A 15,641-nucleotide genomic window follows, 5' to 3' on the forward strand; every position below is an offset into this window, starting at 1 on the left:
AACATTCGCTACTGGAATGACAAGATTAATAAATACAAAAATTAACATAAAAATTATTAAAAGAAGGGTATCAAGTTGCTGTATTTAAGACATCACTACAAGTAAAGACAAAGCTCATTAATAATTATATTGAGCTATATTGGAAAGATTTTAAAATATGATAAAGTAGCAGCTACAATTCAAGCATTAAACTTTGAGTCAGCTATTTATAATATCGTGGATGATGAATCAATCAAAGCTGATGTAGAGGGTGGCGGTATCAAGGCTTATTAATGGACACCCAAAAACCAACATTCAAACTTCATAATTGCATGAACGTGGTGCTAATTATGCTAAATTCCACAACCAAGATGGCTCCATAATTTATCCTTCCTGGAAGCAAATTATGGAGCTAATTATATAATAAAAATAGTAAAGACTCCTAAATTTTAACTCTAGGAGTCTTTTACTATTACGATAGATCTGAGTTTTTTCTATTGCTAATAATTATATATAAAACAGATATTACACACAGCGCAATTAATAAAAACCATCCATATTGGCTTACCATATAGACATAATTCTGTTTAAGCGACGTCACCGTAACACTTGGTTGTTTCATATCACTTGTGAGATATTGTCGCTTCGTATCCGAAACTAATAATTGATTGTTTTTAACTTCAAACTTAATTTGTTGTCCTTTTTCTACTACGTCACGTAAAGGTGTCTCGACGTTATACCATTTACCATTAATATATTGTTTACCTTTAGGCATAACTTCTTTATATTCAAACTGATTATATACCTTATCTAATAGCGCATTACCGATAACATGTCGTTTGTACTCTGAATCATCAACGTCCCAATGCCCTACTCCCATAACAACTTGTACGAGTCCAAAGTTCCCCCTATCTATTGTAGCAGTATAGTTGTATGCTGCTTTATCACTAGATCCAGTCTTCAACCCGTTTGTACCTTTATATTCATGAACATCGCCTTCCAATGAATGATGATACGTATGGAAATGTTCTTCATATGGAGTATTGGGTTTACTAGTGTATGTAATATGTTTTGTAAAAGACGTTAAATATGGGTATGTATTTTTTAAATAAAAAGCCAGTTTGGCAAAATCTCGTGGTGTCGATGAATTATCCTCATCTAAGTTACTACCTGGTGGTAAATATTCATTTCCGACACTACGATTTTCAGCACCAAATGGATTGGTAAAATGTGTGTGTTCCATCCTGAGCTTTTTAGCTTTTTGATTCATCATTGTTACAAATTTACCTGTATCAGGTTCTACCTGTTGCATGAGCATACGTGTTGCAACATTAGAACTAGGTACAATCAGTAAATTAATGAGTTCTTTAATAGTATAATGCGTTCCCTTATGCATAATATTATTGCTTAGCAAAGGATGGTGACTAAAACGTTCATCATCTGCAGTCACGGTAACCGATTTATCCATAGATAGCGTACCATCTTGAATTCTTTCTAACACAATTGATAAGGTCATTAGTTTCGACATGCTTGCAGGCCGCCATGGTTTATCAATATGCTCTTCCCATAATATTCTACCCGTATGACTGTCTGCTATAATGCTACCTTTGGGTTGATAAAAATCACTCACGTTATTACCATGTGCTCTTGTTACATCAATAGACGACTCTGCAAATACATAACTAGGTTGCGATATCACTAAAATTAAAATGAATAATAAAAATAATGTTTTTTTCACTTTAGCCTCCTTCATAGATATAAAATATTTACTATAATATACTACGTTTCATTAAAGTTTAGTATATTGTTTTTTTACACTTTATTGATAATTTTTGAATTCTTTACATAATCTAAATAGGTAAAAGTGCTTTTTGTTAGAAGGTGCACTTACGATATCTTGAAATTCAGTAAACTATTCAATACATTAAAATGAGCTAAGACAATAATGTTTGCCTTAGCTCATTTCTTAAACTTTAATTATGATTTTATGACTTTTTGATAAAAGTAATTTGCTACCACAATATCTACAATAGCAACACCTACAGATTTAAATATCGTGATTTCGTCTTCAGACACGCGCCCAGCTAACTTTGAAGCAACGATATGTCCGAGTTCACCATATAGGTAATCTTGTGCAAACACACCTTCTGATACTGGATTGATTAAGTCTCCCGTCTCTTCCATTGCTGCTTCTACTGCTTCAACAACGACTTTGTCTGCATCTTCAACTGCATTGGATGGCAATTCTTGCATGTCTGGTTTAAATGAGCCAACCGCATTCACGTGCACCCCATGTGCTAATCGTTGTTTGAACACAGGCGTTTTTGAATTAGTCGCTGTTACGATAATATCTGAACCTGCTATAGCTGTATCAACATCATCACAAACAACTAACTTTAAATGCTCATGGTCTTGTTGAACCTTTTTAGAAAAGTTTACTGCTTTATCATAAGTACGATTATAAAATTGTATACGCTCAATATCTCTAACAGCTAACACCGCTTCAATAAGTCCTTGTGCTTGGTCACCCGTACCGATGACACAAAGTGTTTTCGCATTTTCTCGCGCAAGATACTGTGTAGCCACGCCAGAAATAGCACCTGTCCTAATCTTAGTTAAATACGAGCCTTCTAAAACAGCTAACGTCTCACCTGTTTCATAATCCGATAGAATTACAGAGCCGACAATAGTATTTTTGCCGATTTTTGTATTATTAGGAGCTACTGTGACATTCTTAAGGCCTACAATCTTTAACTCATCTGAAAGTGCTGGCATGACGAGATAACGATTATCTTCGTTAAAAGGTAATGAATAACGTAATGGCGTATCAGTCTTTCCTTCAGAATATGCTTTTAGTGATTCAGCCACTTCATCAATAATCTCTTTCATATCTAACAATTTTGCCTGTTCCTGTGCATCTATATAACGCATAAGCCACCTCTACTCTGTATAATTTTCTTCATATATGTCAGTTTTAGATTCAATGAAATGCTCGAAAAATAACAATAGTGTGTATGTAGCTGCAATGGTAAGTATCGCTATCAATAATCTCTTCCCTTCTATAAGTAAAAAACTAATGCCTAATCCAAGCACAAGACAAAATGCAATCATATTTTTAACAAAAATAATCCAATAATCGACTTTGATGCCAATCCATGTACGAACATTAACATCTTCGGTTTTTATACCATATAAAGTAATTTTCAAATTTTTAATAGTTGTATAAATAAATGATAAAATCATCAATGCAAGGATTATTTTTCTAAATAAGTGGTTATCCATAAAATTAGACATAATAGCACAACTCACAGAAAAAATAATCGTAAACCAATTTGTATCATTTGCCTCTGGATTTTTCATCAAATTCTTACCTCCAATTAAACGTTACACTGTTAACTTTAACGTAACATATTTTAATTGGAAATTATCATAGATTTAAAATTAATTTGTTTTAATTTTAAATTATTGTACTGTGTAGCCTCCATCTATAAGAATTGCTTGTCCTGTTACACTTTTACCGCTATCGCTACATAGGAATAAAGCATAATCTGCAATATCGTTGGTATCTAACAAACGTTTTTGTGGAATCAATGGATACAATACCTCTTCTAACACTTGATCTACTTCTACGCCTCTGTCTTTTGCTAAATCTGCCATTTGATTACGTACTAAGGGTGTGTCTATATAACCGGGACAAATTGCATTGACTGTTATACCTGCAGTCGCTGTTTCTAATGCCGATACTTTTGTTAAACCGATGATTCCATGTTTCGCACTATTATATGCCGCTTTCCCTGCAAAACCTATCACACCATTGATCGAAGCCATGTTTAAAATACGACCAAATTTTTGTTGTTTCATAATAGGCAAAGCATATTTAGTTCCGATAAAGCTCCCTGTTAACATGATATCTATCATCTGTCTAAATTTTTCTGTAGGAAATGACTCAATACTTTCAACATGTTGCAAACCAGCATTATTGAACAAGATATCTAACCGTCCATAATAAGAGACAGTTTCCTCAATCATTGATTTCATAGCCGTTTCGTCTGTAACATCCACTTGTATAGCTATGCAGTCATAGCCTTGTGCTTTCAATTTATCTCTTTCTTCAATGAGCTGATCTTGATTTAAATCAGCTAATACTACTTTTGCTCCATTTTCCAAAAATACTTTGGCAATACCTAACCCTATACCACTAGCTGCACCTGTAATAATCGTCACTTTATCTTTTACCAATTGTGTCACCTACTTTAATTCATTTTCAAAATGTGCCTCGGTACTAGCTTCTACTTGTTCCAATGTTGTACCAGGTTGTAATTCAATCAGTTTCATAACACCATTCTCAAACTTAAATACAGCTAAATCAGTAATTAATGTATTCACCACACCGGCACCTGTCAGTGGTAGTTCACACTGTGACTTAATCTTAGAGTCTCCATGTTTATTCATGTGGTCCATAATGACGACGACCTTTTTTGCACCGACGACTAAATCCATTGCGCCTCCCATTCCTTTTACTAACTTTCCAGGAATCATATAATTTGCTAGGTCTCCTGATTCCGAAACTTCCATACCACCAAGAATGGCTAAGTCAATATGACCTCCGCGGATCATGGCAAACGATTCTGCATTATCAAAACAAGATGCCCCTTTTGCAGCAGTTACTGTCTCTTTCCCTGCATTAATTAAATCCGGATCAATTTCTGCTTCTGTAGGATACGGACCAATACCGAGCAATCCATTTTCTGATTGAAAATAAACATTCTTTACGTGATCATTAATTTCATTTGCTACTAATGTAGGCATCCCAATACCTAAGTTAATGACCATATCACTTTTAATTTCTTGTGCTGCACGTTGAATAATCTTTTGTCGTTGTAATTGCTTATCCATGGTTAGCCTCCTTAAACGTACGTTTCTCAATCCTTTTTTCAAAATGAGACCCTAAATAAATGTAATCAACATACACTCCAGACATGTGGACCTCATCTGGATCAATTTCACCTACTTCAACTAATTCTTCGACCTCAACTACAGTCGTTGCGGCTGCCATCGCACATAGAGGGTTAAAATTTCGTGCCGTCTTTTCAAAGACGAGATTTCCAAAAGTATCTGCTTTATGTGCTTTCACAATACCAAAATCACCTTTAATTGCACGTTCCATTAAATATGTTTCACCATCAAAATCGCGTGTCTCCTTACCTTCAGCAATTCTTGTACCAACACCTGTTTTAGTATAAAATGCAGGGATTCCTGCCCCACCAGCACGCAATTTTTCTGCTAGTGTTCCTTGAGGGGTTAATTCAACATCTAATTCTCCACTAATCAGTTGCTGTTCAAAAATTTTATTTTCCCCAACATAAGAGCTAATCATTTTATCAATTTGTTTATGCTCTAGTAAACGACCTAAACCAAAATCATCGACGCCACAATTATTACTAACTACCGTTAATCCCTTCGTACCTTTGTCACGAATCGCTTCAATACTATGTTCTGGAATACCACACAATCCAAAACCTCCTGCAAGTACTGTCATACCATCCTCTAAACCTTCAAAAGCTTTATGTATTTCTTTAATTACTTTCGACATATATTAACCTCACTTCTAAGTTTACTTTTAATACCTAGTACTAAAGCAATTATACGTGAAATTTTAAGTGAAGTCTTTTATTTATGTTTACGCTTACATTTACGTGCATATTATTGATCTAATAAAAAAGAGAAACTGTAGTAATTCTACAATTCCTCCTATAATTTATAAATTTTTATCTACCTAATAACAGACCATTTAACAGCATAAGTTGTTCTGGTACACTGTTGCGTGAAACGTCTGGGTGATTCACAACCATATCGTCATCTAAATTAATTTTATTAATTAACTGATTATCAATACGGTTTGTTTCATCAAAATAATATTTAACATTATCGCAACAAATCACATATTTTTTGGCATCGTTTGATTGCTTCAAATGTTGCTCAATTGAAGGGACTAAGTCTTCCTTTCTTAATCCTTTCATAAAACGTCTATCATTTTGAGCTAAATTGCCGCCTATATTAACGATTGGATCAACGGCCACTGTCTTAAAGTCTAATGCTGCACCATGATATAACGCGCCCGTTCCACCCTTAGACCCACCGTAAAGTACCACGTTCTCATCTTCGACACCTAAATTACTCGCTGCATATCTGATCGCGTCTTGAACATCTTCTTCATACTCTGGATAATTTGTCGTACTAATATAATGAGATCCGTGAGAAACATTTAAGTCCATAATACGCATCGTATAAACGTTTTTCACTAAACTTCTTTCAATACCATCAAAAAATTTAGGAAACATACGCTTAGGCATTAATGCACTATCATACTCTTGTAGATTAGGCATACAAGTGAAAATAACTAACAATTTCTTAGGTACATTTTCATTTACTTTTCTGCCTTCCGGTTCATCCAATGTATAGAAGAGATCTCGAAATTGTTTCAAATCTTTTCTTTGAAATAGCTCTTTGACATGTTTTCTTTTATAAAATTTAGAAATAGTCCCTTGATGAAAATAAAGAATATAATCATTTTTCAATAACGTCTTATATTGTTCATGAAGCTCAGGATTTTTTCTTACCATTTCTAAATAATTTAAGTTACTTTCCGTATCTATCAATATTCTTTTATCATTATTAAAGTCAATTGGCTCATTGATTCTATAAATCATTTCTGTACTCATTTTATTTATCCATCCCATTACTATTAGTTTCTTCAAAAACAGTGTTTAAGATTTGTTGCGAACTTTCTTTACTATCTTTTGAAATCAGTCGGTTCACGATTTTTGAATAGTCCATATAATTCATACCTTTAAGTTGCAACGCGAGCTTTTCTTCATCTAAAGAAACGATTGGGAAGTGTCCTAATTCAAAAATATTAAAGTAGAAGCCAATATCCTTCTGATACATTTCTACATCTTCTTGTAATAACAGAATAGGCTTATTTAAATGTGCAAAATCAAAGATAGTTGATGAATAATCAGTAATCATCGTTTCACAAAGAATATATAATTCTTGAATATCTACAAATTCATTATAAAAACAATGTATTCTAGCATCTAAACTATTATATTTACTTCTAAGCATGCCTTCGTTTGGATGTAATTTAACAATGATTTCATATTCCTTAGGAAGATATTCTAATAATTTCACTAAATCAACACTGGTTAAATTTTCTCTTTCTTTTTTTCTCCATGTTGGGCAGAACAAAATATATTTCTTATCTTCATTCGTTGTAAATAAATATTTTCGCTGTAATTTCTTCCGTTCTTCGTCAGTTACTTGGTTGAGTAAATATTCATTTCTAGGAGCACCGTAGTCTAATATTTGCAGGTTTTCATTATCTTTTAAATTAAATGCCGATTCAAGTAACATCGTATTCATTTTTGAAGATGTTAATAAATAATCCCACTTTTTCATACGTGGTCTGAATTGTTTTAATTGATCTCTTCGTTCTTTTTCGTCTTCTAAATCATTCACCATTTTTTTCAACGGGAAGCCATGCCAAGTTTGTACAAACACTTGATCCGGATGCTTATACACTTTATCCCATGAATTACTATTCATAAAGACATATTTACATTGCCTAAATTTATTTTTGTAGTCCTCAGTTCCAAAGCGTATAGGTTTAAAACCGTAGTTTCTAATTTCAATGTCTACTAAAGAATTAGCTGAACTAACAAAAATATTTTTTTGTGGATAGTTTTTTTGAATACTAAGTGCGATATATTTAGGATCCCCACTAAAATTATTACCGTGGAACGATTCAATAAATACATTACTCTCTTTTGGTTCTATATTATCTAATATTTTCTTACTAAGTCTTTCTTTACGATTATTATAATATTTTTTAAACCCTTCGAAGAAAATATTATTTTTTAGCACCTTACTTAAAAAAGGTTTCTCTTTTAAATCTTTATATAAAACCCTACCACTATCTAATTTTTCAATTTTATTTTTAGGTTGAAGACGTACTCTTTTTCTATATTTTGTAGGAACAAGAGGACGTTTGTTTTGAGACGCTTTTTTAAATTGTTTTAAATATTGGTTACTATATTCACTATCAAGAAATTCTGTATTTAAATTTTCAACATCTGTTAGTCTATTTTCTTTTGAATATTTATTATTTAGCATTGAAAGTAATAATTTACTATCTTTAGAAAGATTTTTTTCTAAAAATTGAATACCATAGTATTTGTCATAAACTTCTCTAAGTACACCATCATTACCTGGATAGATAAGCGCTCTATTGCCTCTAGCTAGCGTTTCTAAAATTGAATAACCTAACGTTTCATAAGGCGATGAAGAAATATAAATATAATTTAATGGTTCTTTCTCATTAATATGTATATTGTCTTGTAAGTTGTAGTAATTCACGAGATTCTTATATAAAGCTTCTGATGGACCATAACCAACAATATAAAGTTGGATATCATCTCTTTCAGTATTTTTAATAATATAATTCACCAATTTGATGACATATGAAATATCTTTGATGCCATCTTCAAAGCGTGCTTTTATTAAAAGATTTCTTTTCGTATTTATCGGTTCTTTTTTAATTTTAATATGTTCTGCATTAACGTATTTATTAAATACTGATTTATAGTTATATTTACAAATAAATCTCTGTTTAATACCTTCTGTACTAACTCTTACCCCATCTATAGCCTCTAAGCAAAGGTCTATCGAATCATCTATATATTCCATCGGTCCATGTATTTCTCCAATGACCTTAGTTGATTTATTAATCGCTTTGACGTCTTTGGCATAATGGAATAAATCTTCTCTTGTGATAATCAACACATCACATTTAGATAATAGTTTTATATCTCTAAATTTATATATCTTTAAATTTTCATTGTCAATATCTTCATGAATATACAAGCGTGTAGTAGCATCTTGATCAAAGTCTAAATTATTAAAGTAATTAACTGTATATCCTTGCTTTAAAAAGGATTTGATCAAATTAATATTACTTCTTGAAGTTCCGCCTTTAGCAAAAATATTAAATCCCAAAATATTGATATTCATAAACGCATCCTCCATTCAATTATTATTTCGCCCTTATGAACATTTCACTCTTATAATAAAAAACTACCGAAAAAGTCATTTAGGTTATATTATACTGTATCATTTTATTAAAATCTATATATTTTTCAATAAATATACATTTTCTTTAAGATTAAAAGATTATTGTGAACAAGAATTATAATTTATTAGATTCTAATTAAACTCTATTTTTTTATTTGAAAATTTAGATGAGTTCGTTAATAATTTAGTTTTTTTACAAATTGCAGTACCCCCATATACTTTCTAACAGTTAAAACGACAAAAATACCGGCAAAAGTCCTAAGACTCTTGCCGGTGTTATTACAACTATATCATTAAATTATGCTATACATTTTATACTTATTAGGCAATTTCAATTTGGAAACGACGTATCACTGTTCCATCATCTAGTGTTGAAGCTTCGATTTCTTCTCCACCGTTGTGTTGAATGACTGCCGCTGAGGCATCATTTTCCTTATCGCATGTTATCAATGCTTCTTGCACACCAATTCTTGATAAATAATCTAAAGATTTTTTCAATAATTTATTACCAAAACCTTTGCCACGGTGTTTCTTTCGGATGCCGTAGCCAACATGGCCACCAACTGTTTTAAGTTGCTCATTTAAATTATGACGAATGTTTGCAGCACCAATAATCTCATCATCATCGATTAAAAATAGCGTCGTATTATCTACTGATGCGTCATGTGATTTATTATCTGCTAATTCATGTACTAAATCTTCAAAGTTATTATACTTTGTAATATTAGTGATTTCAGGTACCACTTTCTCATCGTGATCAATCCACTCTCTCATATAATCACAATACATCATTTCGTCTTGCATTGTTAACTCTCTAAACTCCATGTTGACACTCCTTCCTTTCTCGGTTTATGTTTTTAATATTTCATCATGTGTATTTAGATAATAAACGTAATAATCTGTCCATTGACCATTTTCAAATATAAATCCCTTACGGACACATTCATATTGGAATCCTACTTTTTCAATTAAATTCACAGACCTCGGGTTATCGATATTGATATGAGCCTCAACTCTATGAAATTTGAGTGTATCGCGGCATTGTTTAATCAATTCTGTTAATGCTTCATAAGCAAATCCTTGATGCCAATGTTGGCTATGAATAAAATAGCCAATCTCCGCCCACTGAAAATTATCACGACTTAAATTTTTAATATTAAGCATGCCTAAATGATTATGTGCTTTATCAAAGATGCCAAAGATGTATAAATCATCCGATTTAATTGCCTCTTGATGTCTAGTTACTAGAGCTGCAAACCATGGTTCGGTAGCATCTGACATATCTAATTGACCCTTGTCATGTTTATATTGAGATGGTTTTCTATTTACAAAACCTCGTAACCATGATTCATAATCATTTTCTTCCAACGGTCTAATGATAAGACGTTGTGTTGTGAAATGCAACCATAAATTTTTATCCATTAACTAGCCCCTTATAACACGTTTATTTAACACAAATATACGATTCAAACAGGTGAAATGATAGTTATTTTCTATCATCATAAATTGAATTTACTACAGTATTATTAATATATTACCTTTTTACTGTGCGTTAAAACTTTCTATAAAGGGTATATAAGTTAATGAAAGCGCCATCAATATTAGATATAGTATTTTCAAGTATTTACTTAACATATGCCAATAAAGATTTGATATCTTAGGAGGTTGTTATAATGAATAAAACAGACACTTCAAAAATTTTCTTTATGTTTTTCGGTATTTTGTCATGGTTGTCAGCGATGATTCTATTTATTTTACCTACACTTCCGCCTTACCAAGATTACATTAAAACTCAAGGTGGTATGGCAATAGGATGGATTATTTTGTTACTTGTGTTTATCACACTATTTTACATTGCCATTTTAATTCTAGATATTTATAGTCCGATTGCTACACAAGTGGTTCAATTTGTATTATTAACAGTCGTTATTGTCTGTGCTATACCATCAATAACAGCATTTATCTTAGCATCCTTTGTTATTAATATTAGTATCGTGGAAATATTTATTCCAATCATACTTGTAATCTTAGCAAGTATGCTGCATATTTTATGGTTTGCGATTCCTTTTATGCAAAATAAAGAAAACCGAGATAAACCTAAGCCTAAAACAAATCCATTTAAACAATAATAACCTCTAAAGAACTACTGCTATAAAGAACTACTGCTATAAAGAACCACTGCTATAAAGAACCACTGCTATAAAGAACCACTGCTATAAAGAACCACTGCTATAAAGAACCACTTCTAAATTTATTTAGTTAGTGGTTCTTACACATGAGCTTTTGCTCAAGTGTTCCGCTTAATCTCATATCGTTACATTTATTTGGTTATTATATATTAATATAAAACGAGACAGCATTCTAAGTTCTACAACTAGAATACTGCCTGTTTTCATTAATACAATCAAGCACATATCCCATATGTCGCTTGTTCGATTACTATTTAATTGTGCCTAGTTCTTTACCAACTTTTTCAAAAGCTGCCAAAGCTTGATCTAACATTTCTTTTGTATGAGCTGCTGTAGGCATATTACGTACACGTCCAGTACCTTTAGGAACTGTTGGGAAGACGATTGATTTCACATAAACGCCTTCATCTTTTAAGCGACTACTAAACGCTTGTGTTTCCTTTTCATCACCGATAATTACAGGTGTAATTGGTGATTCTGAGTTACCAATATCAAAACCTAATTTTTGTAAGCCTTCTTTTAAATAATTACCGTTTTCCCAAAGTTTATCATGCAATTCTGTAGATGCCATTAATTTCTTCACGGCCTCTGTAATCGCTTTTGTATCGCCAGGAGCTAATGATGTTGAGAATAAAAATGGTCTAGATTGTGCTTTTAACCAATCAATTAAAGATTGAGTACCTGCTACATAACCACCCACAACACCTATTGCTTTTGATAACGTACCAATTTGAAAATCAATCTTATCTTGTAATCCGAAGTGCTTAACTGTTCCCGCACCTTTACCCATTACGCCTGAACCATGTGCATCATCGACATAAGTAATCAGACCAAATTCTTCGGCGATTTCTACGATTTCTGGTAACTTAGCTACGTCACCGTCCATGCTAAATACGCCATCAGTAATATACATTACTTTATTATATTGACCAGATTCTACAGCTTCTTTCGCTTTTGCTCGTAAATCTTCCATATCTGAATGGTTTACACGAATAATTTTCGCTTTAGATAAACGGCAACCATCAATAATAGAAGCATGGTTTAATTCATCTGAAAGAATTGCGTCATTTTTGTTCATAACCGCTGAAATAGCTGCCATATTACAATTGAATCCTGATTGATACGCAACGGCTGCTTCAGTTCCTTTGAATTCTGCAAGTGTTTGTTCTAATTCATCATGTACGTCTAAGGTACCATTGATTGAACGTACCGCACCAGCACCAACGCCATGTGAATCGATTGCATCTTTTGCTGCTTGCTTTAAGTCTTCGTCTGTTGCTAGTCCTAAATAGTTGTTTGAAGATAGATTTACATAAGTTTTCCCGTTAATAGTAATTTGAGGGCCATTTGCACCTTCAATTGTGTCTATTTCATTATATAATCCGTTATCTTTCAAATATTGAATATTTTCATCTAAAAAGCCATGTAGTGACTGAACCACTGCAAGTCCCCCTTTGAATTATCTTAGTTTTTCAAATTAATCATAACCTATTTTAATAAAAGTGGAAAGTATTATAAGCACACGTCACAATGCAACTCTCACAACATAAATTACCAAATATCAATTGTACCTACAGTTGTGCATTATTAAGTGGTATAATAGTGAAAAATGTTCAAGGAAGAAGGGTTGAAGTTGTTTGATTGGTTTCAACTAGCACAACAAAAAGAAAGTAAAATGGTACAAGTTCGACGTTACCTCCACCAATACCCCGAATTATCATTTGAGGAATATCACACACATGACTTTATACTAAATCAATTAAGTCAATTATCGTGCGAAATTCGTACTCCTGTAGGGCGTAATGGTATCGTAGCTACATTTAAAGGCCATGGTGATGGGCCTACTGTTGCGCTTCGTGCAGACTTTGATGCACTACCAATAGATGAATTAACAGAAGTAGACTATAAATCTAAAAATCCTGGTGTTATGCATGCATGTGGTCATGATGGTCATACGGCCATTTTATTAGGTGTTGCAGAAATCATTGAAAATCACTTATCCTTTTTAAATGGTGATGTCGTATTAATCTTTCAATATGGTGAAGAAATTATGCCTGGTGGCTCTCAAGAGATGATTGATGATGGCTGTCTACAAGACGTTGATAAGATATACGGAAATCATTTATGGTCTGGATATCCCACGGGTACTATTTATTCACGTCCTGGTGCATTAATGGCTTCTCCTGATGAGTTTAGGATTACAATCCAAGGTAAAGGTGGACATGGTGCTAAACCGCAAGAAACGATAGATCCTGTCGTAATTATGGCAGAATTCATTATGAGCGCACAAAAAATTGTTTCTCGTACGATTGACCCTGTAAAACAAGCTGTAATTAGTTTTGGCATGGTACAAGCAGGTTCTGCGGATAACATTATTCCAGATTCTGCATTTTGTAAAGGGACTGTACGTACATTTGATACAGAAATTCAAGCTCATGTTATGACTAAAATGGAGAAATTACTTCAAGGCTTAGCCGTGGCTAATGACATAACGTATGACTTCGACTATATTAAAGGATATTTACCTGTACACAACCATCAAGATAACTATGAAATAGTTAAACAGGCCGCTAATGACATGAACTTAAGATTCAATGAATCAGACCTAATGATGATTGGAGAAGACTTCTCGCACTATTTAAAAGTACGTCCAGGCGCATTCTTTTTAACTGGGTGTGGTAACCCTGAAATTGATGCTATACATCCACATCATAGCCCATGTTTTAATATTGATGAACAAGCGATGAAATACGCAACAAGCGAATTTTTAAAAATATTAGAACTCGAAAAAGTAATTATTAAAGCACCTTAGTCATTTTATGACTTAGGTGCTTTTATGCATGAGCTTTTGCTCAGGCGAACCTCTATTTACCTTAGTCATTTTATGACTTTAAAGACTGACTTATTCAGCAAAACTGGATTAGTCAGTCTTATGCATTTGTATAAGTAAATGTATACCTTTATATAATACAAAGAAGCACAAGATTCCAACTGGAACCTTGTGCTTTTTCATAAAAAAAGCCCCCGAAGGAGGCTTTAAAAAATCTATCAAAGATAGAAAATTATATTATTCGTTGATTACAGTAACAACGCCTGATCCAACAGTACGTCCACCTTCACGGATAGAGAAACGAGTACCGTCTTCAATAGCGATTGGAGAAATCAATTCAACGTTCATTTCTACGTTATCGCCAGGCATAACCATTTCAGTACCTTCTGGTAAAGTAACAACACCTGTTACGTCAGTAGTACGGAAATAGAATTGTGGGCGGTAGTTAGTGAAGAATGGTGTATGACGACCACCTTCATCTTTTGATAAAACATAAACGTCAGCTTTGAATTTAGTATGTGGTGTAATAGTACCAGGAGCAGCTAAAACTTGACCACGTTGGATATCATCACGTGAAACACCACGTAATAATGCACCAATGTTGTCACCAGCTTCAGCGTAGTCTAATAATTTACGGAACATTTCTACACCAGTAACTGTTGTTTTGCTTGACTCTTCTTGCATACCGATGATTTCGATTTCTTCACCGACTTTGATTTGACCACGTTCAACACGGCCTGTAGCAACAGTACCACGACCAGTGATTGAGAATACGTCCTCAACTGGCATCATGAATGGTTTGTCAGAATCACGTTCTGGAGTTGGGATGAAATCATCAACTGCTTGCATTAAGTCTAAGATTTTTTGCTCATAGTCAGCGTCGCCTTCAAGAGCTTTTAATGCTGAACCAGAGATTACAGGTACATCGTCACCTGGGAAGTCATATTCGCTTAATAAGTCACGAACTTCCATTTCTACTAATTCTAATAATTCTTCATCGTCAACCATGTCAACTTTGTTTAAGAATACAACTAATGCTGGAACACCAACGTTACGTGATAAAAGAATGTGCTCACGAGTTTGTGGCATTGGGCCATCAGCAGCAGATACTACTAAGATAGCTCCGTCCATTTGTGCAGCACCAGTGATCATGTTTTTAACATAGTCAGCGTGACCTGGGCAGTCAACGTGCGCATAGTGACGTTTTTCAGTAGTGTACTCAATGTGAGAAGTATTAATAGTAATACCACGTTCTTTTTCTTCTGGAGCGTTGTCAATCATGTCATATGATTGTGCTACAGAGTCACCATTTTTTGCTAATACAGTTGCGATAGCAGCTGTTAAAGTAGTTTTACCATGGTCAACGTGACCAATAGTACCAATATTGGCATGTTCTTTTGAGCGGTCAAATTTTTCTTTAGCCATTATAAAATCTCTCCTATTCGTTAGAAAATTATTTTTAATTTATCTCTCATGACAGTTTCTCACCATCATGAGAAGATGGGTTGTAATTT

The 15,641-nt window shown here is 33.3% G+C and carries 15 protein-coding genes; 3 read left to right on the forward strand and 12 right to left on the reverse strand.

Going from position 1 to position 15,641, the window contains the following annotated elements; all coding sequences use genetic code 11:
- The first annotated feature begins 129 nt into the window (after positions 1-129).
- Positions 130-273, forward strand: coding sequence for a hypothetical protein (locus ACM591_RS12725; RefSeq protein WP_158483908.1), 144 nt, complete (start codon positions 130-132; stop codon positions 271-273).
- A 178-nt stretch (positions 274-451) separates the two neighbouring features.
- Here the strand turns inward: ACM591_RS12725 and ACM591_RS12730 are convergent, their stop codons facing one another.
- From ACM591_RS12730 to ACM591_RS12775, 10 genes are all read right to left on the reverse strand, one after another.
- On the reverse strand, positions 452-1,717 hold the full coding sequence (locus ACM591_RS12730; RefSeq protein ID WP_051664327.1) for a DUF1958 domain-containing protein: 1,266 nt from the start codon (positions 1,715-1,717) through the stop codon (positions 452-454).
- Between the two features lie 239 nt (positions 1,718-1,956).
- Positions 1,957-2,910, reverse strand: a complete 954-nt coding sequence (locus ACM591_RS12735) for an ornithine cyclodeaminase family protein (RefSeq protein WP_326026827.1) — start codon at positions 2,908-2,910, stop codon at positions 1,957-1,959.
- Between the two features lie 9 nt (positions 2,911-2,919).
- The gene (locus tag ACM591_RS12740; protein WP_069796846.1) at positions 2,920-3,339 is read right to left on the reverse strand and encodes a hypothetical protein; all 420 of its coding nucleotides are present in this window, start codon (positions 3,337-3,339) and stop codon (positions 2,920-2,922) included.
- 102 nt (positions 3,340-3,441) lie between these two features.
- Positions 3,442-4,218 (reverse strand): 3-hydroxybutyrate dehydrogenase, encoded by a 777-nt coding sequence (locus ACM591_RS12745; protein WP_418354393.1) that lies wholly within the window; start codon positions 4,216-4,218, stop codon positions 3,442-3,444.
- 9 nt (positions 4,219-4,227) lie between these two features.
- Positions 4,228-4,875, reverse strand: coding sequence for a 3-oxoacid CoA-transferase subunit B (locus ACM591_RS12750; protein WP_326026828.1), 648 nt, complete (start codon positions 4,873-4,875; stop codon positions 4,228-4,230).
- Entirely contained in the window at positions 4,868-5,572 is a 705-nt protein-coding gene (locus tag ACM591_RS12755) for a CoA transferase subunit A (protein WP_029377917.1), read from the reverse strand. The genes ACM591_RS12750 and ACM591_RS12755 overlap by 8 nt, the downstream gene beginning before the upstream one ends.
- 175 nt (positions 5,573-5,747) lie before the next feature.
- Positions 5,748-6,701 carry an accessory Sec system protein Asp2 gene (locus ACM591_RS12760; RefSeq protein ID WP_037557100.1) on the reverse strand — a complete coding sequence of 318 codons (954 nt, stop codon included), beginning with the start codon at positions 6,699-6,701 and terminating at the stop codon, positions 5,748-5,750.
- Between the two features lies 1 nt (position 6,702).
- On the reverse strand, positions 6,703-9,048 hold the full coding sequence (locus ACM591_RS12765; protein ID WP_135059048.1) for a CDP-glycerol glycerophosphotransferase family protein: 2,346 nt from the start codon (positions 9,046-9,048) through the stop codon (positions 6,703-6,705).
- A gap of 381 nt (positions 9,049-9,429) precedes the next feature.
- Positions 9,430-9,933: a GNAT family N-acetyltransferase gene (locus tag ACM591_RS12770; RefSeq protein WP_029377920.1), complete on the reverse strand. Its 504-nt coding sequence runs from the start codon at positions 9,931-9,933 to the stop codon at positions 9,430-9,432.
- A 24-nt stretch (positions 9,934-9,957) separates the two neighbouring features.
- A complete protein-coding gene (locus ACM591_RS12775) occupies positions 9,958-10,530 on the reverse strand; it encodes a GNAT family N-acetyltransferase (protein WP_225489298.1) in 573 nt (190 codons plus the stop codon).
- 251 nt (positions 10,531-10,781) lie between these two features.
- Between ACM591_RS12775 and ACM591_RS12780 the strand changes: the two genes are divergently transcribed.
- Positions 10,782-11,237, forward strand: a complete 456-nt coding sequence (locus ACM591_RS12780) for a hypothetical protein (protein WP_029377922.1) — start codon at positions 10,782-10,784, stop codon at positions 11,235-11,237.
- Between the two features lie 310 nt (positions 11,238-11,547).
- Here the strand turns inward: ACM591_RS12780 and ACM591_RS12785 are convergent, their stop codons facing one another.
- On the reverse strand, positions 11,548-12,738 hold the full coding sequence (locus tag ACM591_RS12785) for a glycine C-acetyltransferase (RefSeq protein ID WP_326026829.1): 1,191 nt from the start codon (positions 12,736-12,738) through the stop codon (positions 11,548-11,550).
- A 192-nt stretch (positions 12,739-12,930) separates the two neighbouring features.
- Between ACM591_RS12785 and ACM591_RS12790 the strand changes: the two genes are divergently transcribed.
- Positions 12,931-14,109, forward strand: a complete 1,179-nt coding sequence (locus ACM591_RS12790) for a M20 family metallopeptidase (RefSeq protein WP_058625507.1) — start codon at positions 12,931-12,933, stop codon at positions 14,107-14,109.
- Positions 14,110-14,364: 255 nt separating this feature from the next.
- Here ACM591_RS12790 and tuf read toward each other — a convergent pair whose 3' ends face one another.
- Positions 14,365-15,552 (reverse strand): elongation factor Tu, encoded by a 1,188-nt coding sequence (tuf, locus tag ACM591_RS12795; RefSeq protein ID WP_029377925.1) that lies wholly within the window; start codon positions 15,550-15,552, stop codon positions 14,365-14,367.
- Positions 15,553-15,641 lie beyond the last annotated feature (89 nt).

Origin of the sequence: Staphylococcus sp. Ze2 (assembly GCF_048568365.1) — a bacterium.
GTDB classification, from domain to species: Bacteria; Bacillota; Bacilli; order Staphylococcales; family Staphylococcaceae; genus Staphylococcus; species Staphylococcus xylosus.